This window comes from Rhizobium sp. GR12, from assembly GCF_036596185.1.
Classification (GTDB): Bacteria; Pseudomonadota; Alphaproteobacteria; order Rhizobiales; family Rhizobiaceae; genus Agrobacterium; species Agrobacterium nepotum.
This window is the reverse complement of record NZ_JASXTH010000011.1, coordinates 103,344-120,248: the sequence shown is the minus strand read 5'-3', so window position 1 is coordinate 120,248 and position 16,905 is coordinate 103,344. Positions and strand designations below refer to the sequence as shown.

The window sequence follows — 16,905 nt, the reverse complement described above, 5'->3', positions numbered from 1 at the left end:
CTGGATCAGCGACCGAGGAGTGCATCGAGATCAATGGCTTCCGCCATCGCCTGATTGCCCTCGTCGCCGGGGTGAAGGTGGTCGCCGGAATCGAATATCGGCGTAAGGCGTGCGGGGTGCGCGGGATCGCGGAGCACCGCGTCGAAATCCACGATGGCGTCGAAAGCGGCCCTTTCTCTGATCCAGCGATTGATTTCGTGGCGCAGTGCGTCCTTGTCGGGATGGTAGTAGTTTCCGAGCGGCGTTCCGCTGAGCGCCCCTTCAAACGGCGGCAGCGTTGCACCGATGATCCGAACACCGTTCGTATGCGCGAGGGCTATAAGTTGCTGGTAGCCAGCGATCATCTCGTCGGCAGTCGGGCGCACCTGATCCGGGGCGAAATCAGTTCCCGGCCAGGAAATGTCGTTGATGCCGATGAGGACGACGACCACCTTCACGTTTGGCTGCGAGAACACATCCCGCTGCAAGCGTGCCGCGACGTTTACGCCCATCTTGTCCTGAAGCAGCCTGCCGCCTGAAATGCCGCCGTTCACCACCGCGATCCGATGCGGAGCGAGCCGTCTCGCAAGGAAATCCGGCCAGCGGGTATCGGCATCAACCGTCGCTCCGTTACCGTCGGTGATCGAATCCCCGACGACGACAATCGCGCCATCGTTCGTCGTATTGACCAACACTCCGCTCAAAAAGACGCGGGCATCCGTGGCGCCGCTTGCCGGAAAATCGCCCGAGCCTGAGAGATCGCCCCGTGCGAACCATGCCGTTTGACGACCATCCCAATGAAAGGTTGTCAGCGGCGTTTCGTCGGGCAGGTACATCGAGATGGCGAGCCGGGCGTGCGCATCGACGCTCAGTTCCACCGGATCGCTGATGGCTGGAGCACCGGGCGGAACGACAATGCCATCCTTGCCGCTAAAAGTGATCTTGCGGATCGTGTCCGGTTCAGTTCCTCCACCTTGGCCGGCGAGCCCCACGCTCGCGCCGCCGATCCTCAGCGGATGCTCGCCATAGGCGTTGGAGAAGACGAGGCGCACGCGAGAACCGCCAAGGCTGATCCGCACGACCTGTCGGATGGTCTGATCCTGAACGGATGCGGGAATTTTGGTCGGAAAGGCAAAGTCCGTGTCCCAGATCGGTTGCGGGCTCGCCATCCATGATCCAACCCAGCTTTCCTCATCGGCCAGCGCTGGCGACTGCCCAGGAAGGACAGATACGAGGGCAATCGCACCAACAAGGATTTGGGAACGGATCGTTTTTCTACACGGTTGACGGCTGACAGTCGCCGTTCGGGGTTCATTCGGCATGATTGTTTGGTCCTATAGGTTGACCTTCGAAGGCTGATTGCGTGGAACGCCGATCAGTAGTCGCGGCGAAGGCGGCAACCGCAATGGCTGCGGCCGGGAAAAGCGCGGCAACGAACGGCGCGAAGGCAAGGCCCCGTCCGTGGTCGATGACCATGCCGCCTGCCCATGCACCGATGGCGTTGCCGGGATTGAAGGCCCCGATGTTGATGCTCGATGCGAGGTCCGCGGCAGCAATGGTGACGTTCAGTTCACGGCTGACCTCCGGCAGGAGGCCATGATGACAAATTCGGTGACGCCGATGCCGAGGCTCCGGCCGTCAGGGCGTAGAGCGCCAGAGGCATGATGCAGTCCGATCTTCTTTCGCAGCAATTTATAGAAAGATAGACCTTTCGCGTTTGATGAGATAGAATGCGTAAAAGAATATCACTTGTGAGATGAATTCATCATGGCGCGACTGGAAGTCAACCGATCGGGGGAGATGGACGTGTTCGTGCGCGTGGTCGAACTCGGCGGCTTCTCGCCTGCCGCGCGCGCGTCCCGCATGACGCCTTCGGCGGTCAGCAAGCTCATTGCACGGCTGGAAGCGCGGCTTGGTGCAAGGCTTCTCAACCGCTCGACACGGCAGCTCCAGCTCACGCCCGAAGGCTGCGCCTTCTACGAGCGGGCGACGCGCATCCTCGCCGATCTGGAAGACGCCGAGCGGGCGGCGAGCCTGGGCGAACAGCCAGTTGGCCGCGTTCGCATCAACACCAGCGCCTCCTATGCCGCCCATATCCTCGCGCCGGCACTGCCGAAGTTCCTCGCCCTTCATCCGGGCGTCACGCTCGACATCATTCAGACCGACGCCGTTGTCGATCTTCTGGCCGAGCGCATGGATGTTGCGATCCGGGCGGGACCGCTGAAAAGCTCCAGCCTGGTGGCGCGCAAGCTCGGTGAGGCGGCGCTGACCATCGTTGCCGCTCCGTCCTATCTCGACCGTTGCGGCGAACCGCGCACAATTGCCGATCTCGAACGACACAATTGCCTCAGCTTCGGCTATGTGCGTGCCGTTGATGGCTGGACGCTGCGGGAAAATGATGAAACCAGCGTTGTGCCCGTCACGGGCCGCGTGCAGGCGAGTGATGGCGAGGGGCTGCGCCATCTTGCCCTGGCTGGCGTCGGCCTTGCCCGCCTCACCGCCTTCACCGTGCGCGAGGATGTTGCTGCCGGTCGACTTGTGTCGTTGTTTGGGCATCTCGATGCCGGTGACAGGGAAGCATTCCACGCCGTCTATGTCGGCCAGGGTGGCCCGCTGCCCTCGCGCGTCAGGGCGCTGCTAGACTTCCTCGCAGAACATGGAAGGGTGTGCTGACGCCAGATGAATTCCCAGAATTCCCACAGACTGTCCCAAAACACTGACCATGCACATACGCAGTAACGAGCACATAGAAGTCTAAACCAAAAATCAGAGCGAGTGTTGCAGACGACAACCGCAGGACGTCTGACATCAGTAACGCAGAGGCAGACTGATCTATGTCTACGAGGGTTGTCGACTGATGATCACGAAACCGATACGCGGAGCGTCGGTAACCGTGACCAGATAAACTGATTGTCATGCCGACAAGACGAAGCTGATCAGAACCGCTCAGGACGCACTGGATGCGCCCTTGATGCCAAGAGGTTTTGGCGCTGAGCGCCGGGGAGCTTGATTATGTCACCAGAAACTCTTTTGAAACACACTTCCGCAGGCGTGCTCGACGTTGCCTATTACGAAGCAGGGCCTGCCAACGGCGTTCCGACCATTCTTCTTCATGGCTTTCCCTACGATGCGCATGCCTATGACGAGGTGACGCCTTACCTCGCCGCCGCTGGTCACCGTTGCTTCGTTCCATTTTTGCGAGGCTATGGCCCGACCCGGTTCCTGTCGCCGGAAACGCCGCGCTCCGGGGAGCAGGCGGCGCTGGGCGCGGATCTGCTGGCATTGATGGACAGCCTCGACATCGAAAAGGCGATTCTGGGGGGCTACGACTGGGGTGGCCGAGCCGCCTGCATCGTCGCGGCGCTTTGGCCCGAAAGAGTAGTCGGCCTTGTCAGTGCCGGTGCGGGCTACAACATTCAGGACATTGCTGGAGCCGCCAGGCCGGGTGCGCCGGATCAGGAGGCCCGCGACTGGTATCAGTACTACTTTCATACAGCGCGAGGCCGCAAAGGTCTGGAGGAGAAGAGGGGCGAGATCGCTCGTTTTCTATGGAAGACCTGGTCACCATCCTGGTGCTTCGACAACCACACATTCGAGCAAAGCGCGGCATCTTTCGACAATCCCGACTTCATCGATGTCGTGATTCATTCCTACCGGCATCGCTATGGCGTCATTGCAGGAGATCCGGCCTATGCGGAAATCGAGGCGAGACTGGCGCGCCAACCCGATATTTCCGTTCCAGGCATCGTGGTTCTGGGCGCGGACGATGGCGTAGATCCACCTCCCCCAGAGGACGAAGAAGGCGTAAAATTCATCGGGTTCTACAACCGTCGCGTACTTCCAGGTGTCGGACACAACGTGCCGCAGGAAGCGCCGGCCAATTTCGCCGATGCAGTCCTGGAACTGCGCGCGGCTTTCATTTGAGAGGCGAGCGCGACCCCGTGGAAGTGGCGAAGATTCAAAGCCCGCCCATGTCGGCCAACGGCGGGTTGTCGAGCAGGCCCAGAAATCAGTATTGATCATGGCTCCATCGTCGTCGAGCCAGAGTAGCAGTCCTTCCGGTTCGTCGGTCATCGTGCTCCAAAGGCTGATATAGCCCTGGTCTTCTTCCCCGCTGTTGAAGATGTGACGGCAATCCTTCGATTTGACCTCTTCAAACAGGGACGAAGACGGTTCGGTCCGGGCGCCTCATACGTTACACGACCACCTGAATGGGGAAGGAAGCCCGGAGCCGGCCACATGATCAATGGCAAAATGAAGAATGAGATGATCCAGCAGGCCATACTACAGAAGCCATCGCAATTCCGTATTTTTCCCTAGGTGTTATCCGGTGGTTTACTTCCATCAGACTGCCTACCCGTTCCACTTGAAATCTCTTCAATGGTGTCTAGAACGCCCTCCGGTGTAACGTCCTCTTCAAGCTCTACAATTTCCTGCTTCTGATCAAGATCGAGGCTGAGCTTTTCCGCTATAGCAGTGACAATCGATAAAAGCTGCGTGGTTTCGTGCTCTGCAAGAAGCGATATCTGAAGATTGAGGTCGGCGCGCTTGTCGTCGGCCTCCGCCATTCTGTTCTGACTGATCAGAACAAATGTTGAGATGAAAATTGCTTCGACCGAAGCGACCATTGCCAAAACGACCAGCGACGGGTCGAAAGCCGGCAGGATGGGAAGGATACCAATGTTGACCATGATCCACCCTCCAAACACAATGGCATGAATATAGACAAACATCATTGATCCAGCGAAACGGGTTATAGCTGCCGCTGCTTTCTCCTGAAGCGATGCTTTCGCCGCCTCTTGTCGTCGCCGTTCCAGCAGGGCCTCGATGTTACGGTCGAGCCGACTGGAGATGGACCGCTGCTTTGTTGCTGGCTTCGACATGTGACCCTCCGAAGCGGGCCCAACCATTTTGATTGGGGCCGGTTCCGGTCCCGTGCGCCTGACAGACAAGGGCCGAAGAAACGATCCGCAAAGATTCGCCGGCCAGTGGAGTCTGCCATCATTGGAAAAAGTGGGCGACGGCGAAGAAATTATCGACGATTGCAGGATGGCCCAGCCCTTGACGCTGGACCCATCGCTACCCAGGCGGTCGAACATTATGAAGTGGTTGATACGGGACGCTGATTGAATGGGTAAACCAGCCTGGCCGACCTGCGCCGGTGGCTCCGGCGGTGCTCACCCCAAAGCCAGTGCCAGGGACGCCGATGTGCTGTGGCTGGCGAAGTTCCACGTGACGCGACAAAATGGCAAATTCAAAGACGTTTCATCCAGATGTATGTGTACAGGCAACAGTTTTATTGAAACGTATGCATTTGGCGATAAGAGCGCTCGCCCGACAATCAGGTGAACCACAATAGACGACCATGAGCATTTCATTGCCTTCCTGCCTGATATGAAGCTCGACAGGCGTTATCGAAGCTGTGCAGAGCTGGAACATCTGAATGGCGAGCTTCCGACCGCACTTCATCACAGAGCCGACGGCGCCGCCTGGAGATATGCAACATGATGGACTGGAACTGGTTCGATTGGTTCCCTGTAGTCTTCCTGCCGTTCAAGCTTCTCGTGTTGGGCACGGGCATGTTCTTCGCTATAAAGTGGCATCACGATCAAGCGAAGAAGGACAATGAAAACAGCGGGAAGCAAGCGCCCGCCGAACGCACTATTGACGCCTCAGATTAGTCGGTCTTGGTTAAGCAAAGGGGGCAGCAGGTCTCTGGATCGGCTATTGGGCAGTGTCGGCAGGCGGGTCAGCGCCTCGTAGAAACAGGCCTCGGGATGGTTGTGATCCAGGGGGCCCATCTATCGCAAAAGTACTTCGCGGTAGCCGTTGCGTCGAGCAGTCAGGGCGAAGGTATAGTCATCACGCGCGCGGCGGATGTCGATTTCGTGCCTGTCAACATGCATCGCAGGGAATCGAGAGCTGGAAGATGTCCGTCACAACGTCTTTGTGACTGCATTCATCTCTGCTCTATGAGGGCCTCAATGTTGCTTCGCGAAATAACGACCTCTCGGCCACGCACTTTCAGCTCATCGACAGAAGCAATGCCCATCAGCGCCAGGCTTATAGAGACTTCCCTTTCAAGAATGGCGATCACGCCCGCGACACCTTGCTCTCCCGCCGCGGACAGCCCGTAGGCATAGGCACGACCAAGCAATACGCCATCTGCACCGAGACCGATCGCCTTGATGATGTCTGTGCCGCGACGGATGCCACCGTCCAGCATCAGGCAGAAGTCCGGACCGACGGCCGCGCGAATGCCGGTCAGGGCGCGGATCGTGCTGGACGCTCCGTCCAGCTGACGTCCACCGTGGTTTGAAATCACGACGCCGTCGCAGCCGATATCGCGTGCCTTCACGGCATCGTCGGCCGAAAGCACGCCCTTGACGACCAGCTTGCCCGTCCAGCGTTCGCGCAGCCAGGCGAGGTCTTTCCACGAGAGCGCCTTGTCGATGCCGCGTGACAGATTGGCCGCCTGCTCCAACGCGCCGCGGCCGAACTCCGGACGATGTTCGATCGCGCGCACCGAGGGCATTCCACCGAGGGCGATTTCCGCCAACCAGCGCGGGCGAACGGACAGGCGGGCGAACAGCCCCGGCGTCACTCGGGTCAGCGAACGGAAGCCGTTGCGGAGATCGCGTTCACGGATGCCGGTAATCGCAGTGTCGACAGTGACGAACAGCGTATCAACGCCTGCCTGTTCCGCAGCGATAAGGAACTCCTCGCAGAGTGTGCGATCCTCGAGCACATAAAGCTGGAAGTGCAGCGGTCCTTTCGTCTCGGCTCGCAGGTCCGCGAGCGACGCAATGGAGAAGGTCGAGAGGCAGAACGGTATGCCGGCCGCATGGGCGGCGCGAACCGCTTTTATCTCGCCATTGCCCGCGTAGAGACCGAGAAACCCGACCGGTCCCAGCATGAAGGGCAGAGGGTGGCGCATGCCAAGATAGGAGGCTGAGAGATCCTGCGGCTTTGGTTCCACCAGCACATTCTGCTTGAGCTCAAAACCGCCGAAGTCCGTGCGGTTCGCCTGCATCGTGGCTTCGTCGAGGGATCCGCCGTCGATGTAGTCGAAGAAGATCTTCGGCAGCCGGCGGCGTGCGCGTTCGCGGTAGTCAGAGACATTGACCAGCGTCATCTCAGCCTCGACCGGGATCAATAGAATCGAAAAAGCGGGATAATGCATCCTCGCCCGTAACCGGCTCGCTTCCGGCCATGACTGCACTCGAAAAGCCGATCAGCGATGAGACGGGGTTGTGGCTCGTCGCACCCGCACGAAGGTTCATCACCAGCGTTGGGCAGAGGAAAAGGCCCAGGCGGACGACGCGGCGCCAGTCAGCGGGCAGCATGTCGCGCGCTTTGAGGTCCGCAAGCAGCGGCCGCCACATGGCCTCGCCCTTTACGGCAAGCAGTTCGCGCCGAACCTGGCTCGGCTCGTAGCTGGTGGCGACCCGCAATATATCGCCATCAAGCATCACGCTGGCCGAATAACGCTCGGCTGCGAACGCCGGATCGTACAGCCAGAGCGGATGGGCGAGAACGTTGTGAAAGGTGGTCTTCACCTCCGCGAGCAGCGTGGGAATGTTTTCGCCGGCGAAGGCGGGGTCGAAGAAGGAGAGGTGCGCCTCATTGCCGCGATCCTCGTACCAGACATTGGCGTTATGGGCATCGCCGTGAGCGGTGACGCCGCCGGCATCAGCCAGACGCGCGAGTTTGAGCCGTTCGTATGCCTCATCGAAAAGTGCCGCGAGGCTGTCGCGATATTCGATGCCGTTCACTGAGAAGCGAAGCCTGGAAAGGCTTTGCCAATGCAGCGTCAGGCCGGGGAACTCGAAGGTCTTGCCGACATAAAAGTCTGCCATCCGGCCGCCCGGATAGGTGCCCACGGGAGGATCGATCAGGCGTTCGTAGAATAATCGATGTATTGGCTCGGCTGCCACTTCGGCGGGCGTCACGCCGTGCAGGGTTTCCCGATAGATCTTCATGACTGCCTCGTTCAGCTTGCGCTCGGCTTCTACGGCCTTTGTGCGTTTCGCTGGATCGTCCTGAAGGTCAAGCGCACGCAGCACGTCGGAGAAGCGGGGATCGGTGCGCCGGCGGTAGACAAGGATCTGCTCGCCGGGCAGCACAGACATCAGCAGAGGTTGGTCAACCGGCAGGCCAGCTCGGGCAAGAATGTCGGCGCGGTAGTATTCGCCGCTCATCGCTTCTTCGCCCTCTTCCTGGTGGAACTTGAAGAAAAACTGACCGTCGTCGGTATCGAAAAAGCCGTTCAGCGAATTCAGGCTGTATTGGTCGTGGTTGATCGCCACGTTTCTCGCTTCAATCTTGAAGAGGTCGCGCAGCAGCTCGGCGAGCATCTGTTCGGCTCTGCCGTCGGAGGCCTTGGCAATTTTTCTGATTTCCGCGGTGCGGCTGGCGGGCTGGTTCATGGCGCTTGTTCCGGATGTTGTTTCATTTGCTGCCGTGCAGGTAGCGGCTGCCGAGTGAATAACGGCTGCCGACATAGGTCAGCGTATTGACGGTTGCGACGACCTGGCCTGTCCAGGTCTTACGGTGCAGGACGAGGCAGCTGTCGCCAGTGCGGATCTGCAGTAGACGCGCATGAGCCTCGCTGGCTGGCAGCGCGCTGATCAGGTGTTCGACTTCGGTGAGCGGGGTCGCGTTCTGCAGATAGTCGTAAGTTGCGGCAGTGGTGAAATCCTGCTCGACATAACCCGAAACGAGGTCCGGGTTGACGTAGCGTTCCTCGAGTTGCACCGGCAGATCGTCTTCAAAATGGATGACGACCGAATGGTCCACGGGCTTGCTCGTGCTGAACTCGAAGGCGAGCAACAGCTCGGGTTCGGGTCGGGCGATGCGCTCCAGCACCACCACTTCAGCCCGGTGGCGGCTGCCGCGCGCCCTGATCTCGGTGATTATGTTGCTGATCTCGATCAGTGTCGATTGCGGCTTGGGTGGCGCGACGAACGTGCCGACGCCCTGGATGCGACGCAAATGGCCTTCTGAGGTGAGTTCACGCAGCGCCCGGTGAACGGTCATGCGCGAGACGCCGAGCGTGGAGACCAGCTCGTTCTCCGACGGCAGTCGGCTGTTGCGCGCCCATTTACCGCTTCCGATATTGCCGAGGACGAAATCCTTGACCTTCTCATAAAGCGGCGAGGCGGCATCCGAAAGTGCATTCATGGTCACTGTCTCCGCCTCCGCTGTCTTGCGCCGGCATACTGGGGAAGTAACGTGGCGGATTATTCCGCCACGTTTATTATCGTCTTCAAGGCGCTGCTCTCGCCGCGGAGCAGCCGATCGTAGGCGCCGGGTACGTCATCGAGTGACGGCAGCACCTCGATGAAACGCAGGAGCGCCGGTGCAAGTTCGCTCAGCAACGCCACCGCCTCCGGCAATTCGTCGGAGAAGGCGTGGCAGCCGATCAGAGAGATTTCACGTTCGACGAGGACGTTGGGATCAAAGTCGAGCTTGCCGTGGCTGATGCCGACAAGCGCCAGACCGCCGCCACCTGAAAGGAGTTGGATAGCCCGGGCGATTGCCTGAATGCTGCCGGTGGCATCAAGCGCATGGCGAAGACGCCCGCCGGAAAGGGCTGCCTCTATCTGCGTCTTGTCGAGTGGCACGACCTTGCCACCTGTGACATCGCTGACGAGCTTTGCCTTCCCGGCGTTGAGGTCCGCGAGCAGGAGCGGTCCGTCATGCAGGCGGGACAGCAGGAGAGCACTCAGACCGCCGATCGTGCCGCAGCCGGCAACGAGAACCGGCTCACCGGGGGGAACGGCGAGGCGGCGCACCGCATGGAGCGCCACGGCGAGCGGCTCGGCCATGGCTGCGATATGCGGAGAGAGCTGCGGATCATGGCGGACCACCAGCCTGGCCGGCACCTGCACCTCATCGGCGAAACCGCCATCGCACACTTCACCGACGAAGCCCAGGCTTTCGCACACATTGCTGCGGCCACTTAAGCACGCCGGGCAGTTTCCGCACCACATGCGGGAATCCGAAGATACGACATCGCCGATGGCAAGATCACTCACGCGGTCGCCGATTGCCGTTACGCGCCCGCAGAACTCATGACCGGCGGTGGATGGGCGGCGGGATATCCACTGGCCGGTGCGGTAGTTGTGCAGGTCCGAACCGCAGATGCCCGCTGCCCTGACCTTCAGATTGACGAAACCCGCTGGTGGCGCCGATGGCGACGCCATCTCCTCCACGCGCAGATCCATCGCATCATAAAGCCGCACCGCCTTCATCGTTCAAGCACCCTTCTTCAGATAGGCGTCGCGCACCGGCGAGACGGCGAGCGCATGTGAGGAGAAGCCTTCGTAGATGGCCAGGTTGTGCGAATGCCTGGCGAATTCCGGGTAGGCCGGCGGTGTCACATAGCCGATCGAGCTGCGCTTGACGAAGTCGGTGACCGAGAGCGGGCCGAAGGTGCGCGCCCAGCGGCTGGTCGGCAGGACGGCGTTCGGGCCGAGCGAGAAGTTGGCGATGCTGACCGGCGTGTGGGTGCCCATCAGGATTTCAGCGGCTTCGGTGATGTGGCCGAGGTGGATGAACGGCTCTTCCGACAGCAGTTCGAGGTGTTCCGGTGCATAGGCATTGACGAACGCGTAGCTCTCTTCGATCGACGACGTCAGGACGATGCCGCCGGTCTTGCCGGTGAGGACGGTCCTGGAAAAGCCGACGCGCTGTTCCGTCATTTTAGCCCAATGGTCAGGCAAAGCGGCGATCGCCTCTTCAACAACACGGCGGCTGTGGGTGACGAGATAGGCCGAGGAATCCGGCCCGTGTTCGGCTTCGATCAGAAGGTCGAGCGCGGCGAGGCCGCCGTGGACCGTATCGTCGGCCAGGATCATCACTTCGGATGGGCCAGCCGGCAGGCCGGTATCAATGACACCGGACAGCGAACGTTTGGCGGCCACGACCCATGGGCTGCCGGGGCCGACGATCTTGAGCGCCGGCTTCACGGTCTCCGTGCCGTAGGCGACGGCGGCCACGGCCTGTGCGCCACCGACCTTGTAGACTGTGTCGACACCGGCGAGACGCGCGGCAACCAGCGTGGCGGCATCGACAGAGCCATCAGGCGCCGGCGGCGTGACAATGGCCAGGTTTGGAACGCCGGCAACGACGGCCGGGACTGAGGTCATCATGGTGACCGACGGGAAAGAGCCCTTCCCGCGCGGAACGTAGAGCGCGACGGACTGGATCGGCGTGAAGCGGTCGCCCGCAAATGCGCCGGGGCGGATTTCCTTCAGCCACATGGCCTCCGGCTTCTGCTCCTCGTGGAAATGGCGGATGTTGTCTATGCCGAACTGGATGGATTCGACGACGCTCGCATCGACCAGCCTGAAGGCTGCGTCGAACTCGGCTTCGGTAACTTTGAGGTTGGCTTCGGTCACCTCGGCCCTGTCGAGTTCCCGGCCGAAGCGTGCCAGTGCCCTGTCGCCCTCGGTGCGCACGGCCTCCAGGATCGGAGCAACCTTTTCGATAAAGCCGGAGATGTCGCTTTCCGAGCGGCGCAGCAGGGCGGCCTTCTCATCGGCGTCGAGCTTGAAATATTCGTAGAAAGACACTGATGTCATCGTCTTGTCCTTGATGTCGGGCCTTGCGGCCGATGGTCACTTCGATTTCAGGAAGATGTCGAGACCGACGAGGCGGTCGAGCAGCGCGATCGCGATGCCGGCGCAGGCAATGAACACCACGGAAATGGCGGCCAGATCCGGCGTGATGATCGAGCGGATGGAATTGTAGATCTGTACCGGCAGCGTCACGCTTCGCGCGTCCACCAAAAGCAGGCTGACAAGGAACTCGTTCAACGCGAGAATGAACATCAAAAGCGAGCCGGTGATCACGCCCGGCAACACCGCCGGAAGCGTGATGTAAAGAAAACGCTGCAACGGCGGGGCTCCGCAATTGGCAGCTGCGAGTTCCAGATCTGGCGAGAGATTGCTGGCGCTTGCCGTCACCGCCCATATCATGAAGGGCAGGTTGATGACGGAGCATGCGATGCCGACCGGCCAGAGATTGCCAACAACACCCATCTGCCCGAAGACGAGCATCATCCCGATACCGGAGCCGATCAGCGGGATCGTGAAGGGAAGCAGCAGATAGATCTGGATAGAACGTGCGAACCGCACCCGATACTTGGCAAGCGCGATGCCGGCGAGCGTGCCGACGGGAATGGATACCGCGGTGCAGATGGCGGCAACGATCAGCGAGCGCACGAAGGCCTGACGAAGATCGCTCGCTTGGGCGATCTTGTTATACCAATGCAGTGAGAAGCCATCCGGCGGGAAGGTGATAATATTGCCGGAGGTGAACGAAGCGCCGAGAACCACGATGGTCGGAGCCGACAGCATTACGAGCGCGGTGGCGACGAAGGCCCAGATGACGATGGATTTGCTGCGGCTGCCGGTCATTTGCGGTCACCTCCCATGGCTAGCGTTCCTGCACCGAACAGCATGAAGACCAAACCGACGAGAAGGGAGCCGACGGCGACGAGCAGCAGCGAGAGTGTCGCGCCGAGGCCCTGGTCGGAGGTTCGGAAGAACTGGTCGTAGATAGCGTTGGCGATGAAATCCTGCGTGCCACCACCAAGAATGGCGGGGATGGCGAAGTCGGTCAGGGAAAGGGTGACCACCACGAGGCCGGCGCCGACAAGGCCGGGGCGCGAAAGGGGGAGGACGACATGGCGGAAGGTGCGTATCCAGCTGGCGCCGAGAGAGGCGGCCGCGGCCTCGAGTTCGGCCGGAATGGCGGTCAGCGCCGGCGCCAGCATCAAAACCGCAAAAGGCAGCATGTATTGCACGAGGCCGAACAGCACGGCCGGATAATTGTAGAGCAGACGCATCGGCGAGACGCCGACCAGGCCGAGAGCCTCGTTGACCATGCCCTGGTTGCCGAGGATGATCAGCCAGCCATAGGCACGTACCACCTGTCCGATGAAGAAGGGCAGGAACAGCGCCACAAGCAGGAACTTGCGCAGCGCGGATGAAGGTGTGCGAACCATGAGATAGGCGTACGGAAAGGCGAAGATCAGCGTGATCACCGTCACGATCAGCGAGCCCATCAGGCTGCGACCTGCAACGGTCGCGAAGAGTTTCTCGGTGAGCGCTCGCTGGTAATTGGCCAACGTATAGGTCTCTGACATCAAAAAGGTATTCGTGTCCAGCGTCCGCAGGCTCGTGTCGCCGATCTGGATGAGGCCGAGAACCAGAAGACCAACCAGCACGATTGCCGGCAACAGCATCAGATAGGGCAGGCCCCTCTGGAAGCTGGATGGCCAGAAAATGGCCGCAATGCGTTCGAGCACATCCATGACGCGCCACGTCAGGGGATATGCGACACGGGAAGCGCGCATGATACCGATCCTTAAGCGGTTCCAGCAAAGGCTTAAGTGCGTTTGCGAAGGGGCCGCGTAATTTCTAGGTCACAAAACGGAATGCCCGCCGCCAGAGGGGACGCGGCGGGCAAGGCCGGGCCTCAGCCCTGCATGATTTCCTTGAACTTGCCGAACCACTGGCTCTCATTCTCGACCTGGATCCTGGATGAAATCCGGATCAGGTGTTTGAACTCTTCTGCCGTGGTGGGATATGAGGGATCGCCCACGAGGTCGGCTGGCGGGTTGACGCCGGGAATGACACCGGGAAGGCCAAGGCCGTCAAGCCAGATCTGCTGGGCTTGCCTGGTCAGGGCATGGTTGATGTACTGCTTTGCCCAGTACAGCTCGTTCTCCGGCAGGCCCTTCGGAATCCACAGGCCGTCGGTGTCGAATTTGGCGCCTTCTTCCGGAACCACCCATGCGATCTCGATGCCGTTCTTCTTGGCTTCGCGGGCATTGGTCGAAATAGTGCAGGCGGCGTCGATTTCGCCCTTCTGGAACCATGTCGTGAAGTCCGGGTCTTCGCCAAGCAGCGGCTGTTGTTCCTTGATCTTCGAAATGAAGTCCCAGGCCGGCTGCATGTTGCCGGGGATGTCCTCCAGCTTGCCGCCGCCGGCAACCTGCGCCGGGAAATGGAAGCCGATGCCGTCGTTGTAGAGCGCGATCCGGCCCTTCAGCTTCGGGTCGAGCAAATCTTTCCAGGACTTGGGTGCGCCGTTCGGGAATGCCGATGGGCGGTAGGCAAGCACATAGACATAGCCATAGGTATTGACGATCGGGTAGCCGTCGAGACCGACAGGCTTGGCCAGATCGGTGGCGTCCTTGAGGTTTGGCAGATCCGAGAGGTCCTCGGTCACGCCGCGCAGCGCCGATTTTGTGGCGTTGGTCGTGGTGTCCCAGTTGATGTGGATCGGCGGTACGCGCTTCTGCGCGACTGCGGCCCACACCTTGGGCTGGATTTCGTTGTCCTCGGTCAGGTCGTGGCGCACCGCGATGCCCGTCGCTTTGGTGAAGCTGTCGGAAACGCCGGCCTTCAGCGCGTCCACCCAGCTGCCGCCCCAGGCGCGGACGATGATTTCGGCCGGCTTTTCCGGCTCCTGCGCGAAGGCGCGGCTTACACCGAGCGTCGACAGGCAGGCGGACGCGCCCGCTGCGGAAAACGATGCCAGCAGCGTACGACGACGAAGCTGGGCTGTCAGGAATTTATCATGCGACATCAGATATTCTCCTCTGGCTCGACCTTCTGGGGGTCATTTTTGAAAGACATGCATATCCCGTGCATTCCAGCCGAGACAAACGTCATCGCCAGGGCCAAACTGCAGATGTGATTCAGGATCGTGGTCGAATACGCGCATCAGCGCGCCGCCAAGAGCCTGAACCCGGATCTCGTAAACCACGCGCTCGCCTTCGAAAATGCAGTCCTCGACCTTGCCTTCGACCACGGTCGACAGGCCTTCGAGACGACCGCCCTTCGGCGCGATGCGGATCTGCTCCGCGCGAACGGCGCCGGCGCAAGCCGCGCCGATAGAAAGCCTTTCGTCCGATATGATGCCGGCGAGCACCGCGCCCTCGGCTTTGATCGTGACAGTCGGTGCGGCGAGTTCGGCAACCTCGCCTTCGATGAAATTGGTGACGCCGATGAAGTTTGCGACGAAAGCGTTGGACGGCGTGCGGTAGGTGTCCACCGGCCGCGCCTTCTGCTGGATTTCGCCACCGTTCATCACGATCACCTCGTCAGACACTACGAGCGCTTCACGCTGGTCATGGGTGACGTTGATGGTGGTTACGCCAAGTTCCTTCTGGATACGGCGGAACTCCAGCTGCATTTCCTCGCGCAGCTTGCGGTCGAGTGCGGCGAGCGGCTCGTCGAGCAGAAGAAGATCAGGTTCGAACACCAGCGCGCGGGCGATGGCGACACGCTGCTGCTGGCCGCCGGAGAGCTCGTTGATGCGGCGGGCGCCGTAGCCGCCAAGACGGACGAGGTCGAGATAGCGCTCGACTTTCTCCGGAATGGTGCGGGCGTCATGGCGGCGCATTTTGAGCGGAAAAGCCACGTTTTCAGCGGCGGTCATATGCGGAAAAAGCGCGAGCTTCTGGAATACCATGCCGATGGCGCGGTGGTGCGGAGGCACGGCACTGACGGGCTGGCCGTTGATGAAGATCTCACCACTGGTCGGGCGATCGAAACCGGCGATCATTCGCAGCAGCGTCGTCTTTCCGGAGCCGGAAGGCCCGAGAATGGTGAGGAAGCGGCCCTGAGGAAGGTCAAAGGAGGCATTTTTGACGGCGTGCACATTGCCGAAGGACATGCCGACATCCTTTACGGAGACGGCGATCTGGCCGGCGGAAGTATCGGCCGGCCGGAGTTCGGCTGCTGCAGCACCCATGACATTTCCTCTGTCACACTTCGTCAGCGGCGAAGCCCCTGCAAAGTTCGCTTCTGTAGTCTCGATGGCAGGTGGCCAATCGAGTTTGCGTTAGGTTGTCTATACATATTTATACATGTAGCGTCAACTGGATATGCGTAATTTTGCGCCGCAGAAATAATTGAGTAATATTTGTGCAAGTACGGAAATACTGTTCTGCCATGTCGCCAGTTTTGTCCGCCACGGATTAAAAAGGCAAGCGCCCGGCGCGGTTGTTCGGTACTGTTTTGCACCTGCCATGAAATGGCGCTGGACGACTTTAGATTGAGGCCAGATAGCCACCGTCGACAGGGATGCAATGGCCTGTGATATACGCGGCCGCGTCGCTGCAAAGGAATACGGCGACGCCACCTATGTCGCTTTCCTTGCCGAAACGCCGCTGAGGGATCCTGTCCAGCATCCGTGACTGCCATTCGTCGTTCTCGTAGAAAGTTTCGGTCATGGCCGTACGGAAATAACCCGGCGCAATGGCGTTTACCCGAATGTCATGCGCCGCCCATTCGCTCGCAAGCGCATGGGTCACGCCCAGCAGGCCCGATTTCGACGCGCCGTACGGAACGGCCGTTGGAATGCCCACGTAGGATGTCAGCGAGCAGAGGTTGACGATCGCGCCGCCACCCGTTTGCGCCATGATGCGGCCGGCCGCCTGGGCGCAGAAGAAGGCACCTTTGAGGTTGGTGGACAGGATCGACTCCCAGAGCGCTTCATCGACATCGAATGAAGCGCGGACGTTTTCGAAGCCGGCATTGTTGATGAGGATGTCGAGACCACCAAGTTGCTGGGCCGCAGCCCTCGTCACGCTACCGCACGCCTCCACATCGCGAACGTCCTGCGTGAGTGCAACGCAATGGCGGCCCGCATTTTCGATAAGTGCCTGAGTTTCGGAGAGTGACTCGACGGTGCGCGCAGTGATCGCCAGATCGGCGCCTGCTTGCGCAAGGGCCACGGCGATAGCCTGACCTATGCCACGGCTTGCGCCGGTCACGAGGGCGCGGCGGCCGGAAAGGTCGAAATTGGCGCGGGTCATGACGGCTCCTTGTTTGGTCCCCCAGACGATGACAGCATTTTCATGATAAAATGTCTATACATATTTACCGATACGATTTCCGGGCT

16 protein-coding genes are annotated in these 16,905 nt (G+C 60.4%); 3 read left to right on the top strand and 13 right to left on the bottom strand.

Annotated features, from left to right (window positions below; all coding sequences use genetic code 11):
- Positions 1 to 5: 5 nt before the first annotated feature.
- Together QSK43_RS19595 and QSK43_RS19590 are read right to left on the bottom strand one after the other, a co-directional pair.
- A complete protein-coding gene (locus QSK43_RS19595; protein ID WP_332304852.1) occupies positions 6 to 1,148 on the bottom strand; it encodes an SGNH/GDSL hydrolase family protein in 1,143 nt (380 codons plus the stop codon).
- Between the two features lie 142 nt (positions 1,149 to 1,290).
- The gene (locus QSK43_RS19590) at positions 1,291 to 1,455 is read right to left on the bottom strand and encodes a hypothetical protein (protein ID WP_332304851.1); all 165 of its coding nucleotides are present in this window, start codon (positions 1,453 to 1,455) and stop codon (positions 1,291 to 1,293) included.
- A 291-nt stretch (positions 1,456 to 1,746) separates the two neighbouring features.
- Here QSK43_RS19590 and QSK43_RS19585 point away from each other — a divergent pair, with 291 nt between their 5' ends.
- Together QSK43_RS19585 and QSK43_RS19580 are read left to right on the top strand one after the other, a co-directional pair.
- Positions 1,747 to 2,652, top strand: a complete 906-nt coding sequence (locus QSK43_RS19585) for a LysR family transcriptional regulator (protein WP_332304850.1) — start codon at positions 1,747 to 1,749, stop codon at positions 2,650 to 2,652.
- A 339-nt stretch (positions 2,653 to 2,991) separates the two neighbouring features.
- On the top strand, positions 2,992 to 3,903 hold the full coding sequence (locus QSK43_RS19580; RefSeq protein WP_332304849.1) for an alpha/beta fold hydrolase: 912 nt from the start codon (positions 2,992 to 2,994) through the stop codon (positions 3,901 to 3,903).
- Positions 3,904 to 4,295: 392 nt separating this feature from the next.
- Here the strand turns inward: QSK43_RS19580 and QSK43_RS19575 are convergent, their stop codons facing one another.
- Positions 4,296 to 4,862, bottom strand: a complete 567-nt coding sequence (locus tag QSK43_RS19575) for a DUF1003 domain-containing protein (RefSeq protein WP_332304848.1) — start codon at positions 4,860 to 4,862, stop codon at positions 4,296 to 4,298.
- 621 nt (positions 4,863 to 5,483) lie between these two features.
- On the opposite strand from QSK43_RS19575, the gene QSK43_RS19570 reads away from it, so the two are divergent.
- Entirely contained in the window at positions 5,484 to 5,660 is a 177-nt protein-coding gene (locus QSK43_RS19570) for a hypothetical protein (RefSeq protein WP_332304950.1), read from the top strand.
- 278 nt (positions 5,661 to 5,938) lie between these two features.
- Here QSK43_RS19570 and QSK43_RS19565 read toward each other — a convergent pair whose 3' ends face one another.
- The 10 genes from QSK43_RS19565 to QSK43_RS19520 all read right to left on the bottom strand — a co-directional run bounded on the left by QSK43_RS19565 (position 5,939) and on the right by QSK43_RS19520 (position 16,819).
- Entirely contained in the window at positions 5,939 to 7,114 is a 1,176-nt protein-coding gene (locus QSK43_RS19565) for an alpha-hydroxy acid oxidase (RefSeq protein WP_332304847.1), read from the bottom strand.
- Between the two features lies 1 nt (position 7,115).
- Positions 7,116 to 8,408, bottom strand: a complete 1,293-nt coding sequence (locus QSK43_RS19560; protein WP_332304846.1) for a hypothetical protein — start codon at positions 8,406 to 8,408, stop codon at positions 7,116 to 7,118.
- 22 nt (positions 8,409 to 8,430) lie between these two features.
- Entirely contained in the window at positions 8,431 to 9,162 is a 732-nt protein-coding gene (gene hutC / locus QSK43_RS19555; protein ID WP_332304845.1) for a histidine utilization repressor, read from the bottom strand.
- Between the two features lie 59 nt (positions 9,163 to 9,221).
- On the bottom strand, positions 9,222 to 10,235 hold the full coding sequence (locus QSK43_RS19550; protein ID WP_332304844.1) for a zinc-dependent alcohol dehydrogenase: 1,014 nt from the start codon (positions 10,233 to 10,235) through the stop codon (positions 9,222 to 9,224).
- Positions 10,236 to 10,238: 3 nt separating this feature from the next.
- Complete coding sequence (hisD, locus tag QSK43_RS19545) at positions 10,239 to 11,567, bottom strand: histidinol dehydrogenase (protein ID WP_332304843.1); 1,329 nt, start codon at positions 11,565 to 11,567, stop codon at positions 10,239 to 10,241.
- A 36-nt stretch (positions 11,568 to 11,603) separates the two neighbouring features.
- On the bottom strand, positions 11,604 to 12,404 hold the full coding sequence (locus tag QSK43_RS19540; protein ID WP_332304842.1) for an ABC transporter permease: 801 nt from the start codon (positions 12,402 to 12,404) through the stop codon (positions 11,604 to 11,606).
- On the bottom strand, positions 12,401 to 13,345 hold the full coding sequence (locus tag QSK43_RS19535) for an ABC transporter permease (RefSeq protein ID WP_332304841.1): 945 nt from the start codon (positions 13,343 to 13,345) through the stop codon (positions 12,401 to 12,403). Before QSK43_RS19535 ends, QSK43_RS19540 begins: the two co-directional genes overlap by 4 nt.
- A gap of 122 nt (positions 13,346 to 13,467) precedes the next feature.
- Positions 13,468 to 14,583: an ABC transporter substrate-binding protein gene (locus QSK43_RS19530; protein ID WP_332304840.1), complete on the bottom strand. Its 1,116-nt coding sequence runs from the start codon at positions 14,581 to 14,583 to the stop codon at positions 13,468 to 13,470.
- Between the two features lie 33 nt (positions 14,584 to 14,616).
- Entirely contained in the window at positions 14,617 to 15,753 is a 1,137-nt protein-coding gene (locus QSK43_RS19525; protein ID WP_332304839.1) for an ABC transporter ATP-binding protein, read from the bottom strand.
- Between the two features lie 298 nt (positions 15,754 to 16,051).
- Positions 16,052 to 16,819 (bottom strand): SDR family NAD(P)-dependent oxidoreductase, encoded by a 768-nt coding sequence (locus QSK43_RS19520; RefSeq protein ID WP_332304838.1) that lies wholly within the window; start codon positions 16,817 to 16,819, stop codon positions 16,052 to 16,054.
- Positions 16,820 to 16,905 lie beyond the last annotated feature (86 nt).

Excerpts from the sequence above, each read along its gene's own strand:
- QSK43_RS19595 (WP_332304852.1), bottom strand. The coding sequence starts at position 1,148 with ATGGCGAGCCCGCAACCGATCTGGGACACGGACTTTGCCTTTCCGACC.
- QSK43_RS19590 (WP_332304851.1), bottom strand. The coding sequence starts at position 1,455 with ATGGTCATCGACCACGGACGGGGCCTTGCCTTCGCGCCGTTCGTTGCC.
- QSK43_RS19585 (WP_332304850.1), top strand. The coding sequence starts at position 1,747 with ATGGCGCGACTGGAAGTCAACCGATCGGGGGAGATGGACGTGTTCGTG.
- QSK43_RS19580 (WP_332304849.1), top strand. The coding sequence starts at position 2,992 with ATGTCACCAGAAACTCTTTTGAAACACACTTCCGCAGGCGTGCTCGAC.
- QSK43_RS19575 (WP_332304848.1), bottom strand. The coding sequence starts at position 4,862 with ATGTCGAAGCCAGCAACAAAGCAGCGGTCCATCTCCAGTCGGCTCGAC.
- QSK43_RS19570 (WP_332304950.1), top strand. The coding sequence starts at position 5,484 with ATGATGGACTGGAACTGGTTCGATTGGTTCCCTGTAGTCTTCCTGCCG.
- QSK43_RS19565 (WP_332304847.1), bottom strand. The coding sequence starts at position 7,114 with ATGACGCTGGTCAATGTCTCTGACTACCGCGAACGCGCACGCCGCCGG.
- QSK43_RS19560 (WP_332304846.1), bottom strand. The coding sequence starts at position 8,408 with ATGAACCAGCCCGCCAGCCGCACCGCGGAAATCAGAAAAATTGCCAAG.
- hutC (WP_332304845.1), bottom strand. The coding sequence starts at position 9,162 with ATGAATGCACTTTCGGATGCCGCCTCGCCGCTTTATGAGAAGGTCAAG.
- QSK43_RS19550 (WP_332304844.1), bottom strand. The coding sequence starts at position 10,235 with ATGAAGGCGGTGCGGCTTTATGATGCGATGGATCTGCGCGTGGAGGAG.
- hisD (WP_332304843.1), bottom strand. The coding sequence starts at position 11,567 with ATGACATCAGTGTCTTTCTACGAATATTTCAAGCTCGACGCCGATGAG.
- QSK43_RS19540 (WP_332304842.1), bottom strand. The coding sequence starts at position 12,404 with ATGACCGGCAGCCGCAGCAAATCCATCGTCATCTGGGCCTTCGTCGCC.
- QSK43_RS19535 (WP_332304841.1), bottom strand. The coding sequence starts at position 13,345 with ATGCGCGCTTCCCGTGTCGCATATCCCCTGACGTGGCGCGTCATGGAT.
- QSK43_RS19530 (WP_332304840.1), bottom strand. The coding sequence starts at position 14,583 with ATGTCGCATGATAAATTCCTGACAGCCCAGCTTCGTCGTCGTACGCTG.
- QSK43_RS19525 (WP_332304839.1), bottom strand. The coding sequence starts at position 15,753 with ATGGGTGCTGCAGCAGCCGAACTCCGGCCGGCCGATACTTCCGCCGGC.
- QSK43_RS19520 (WP_332304838.1), bottom strand. The coding sequence starts at position 16,819 with ATGACCCGCGCCAATTTCGACCTTTCCGGCCGCCGCGCCCTCGTGACC.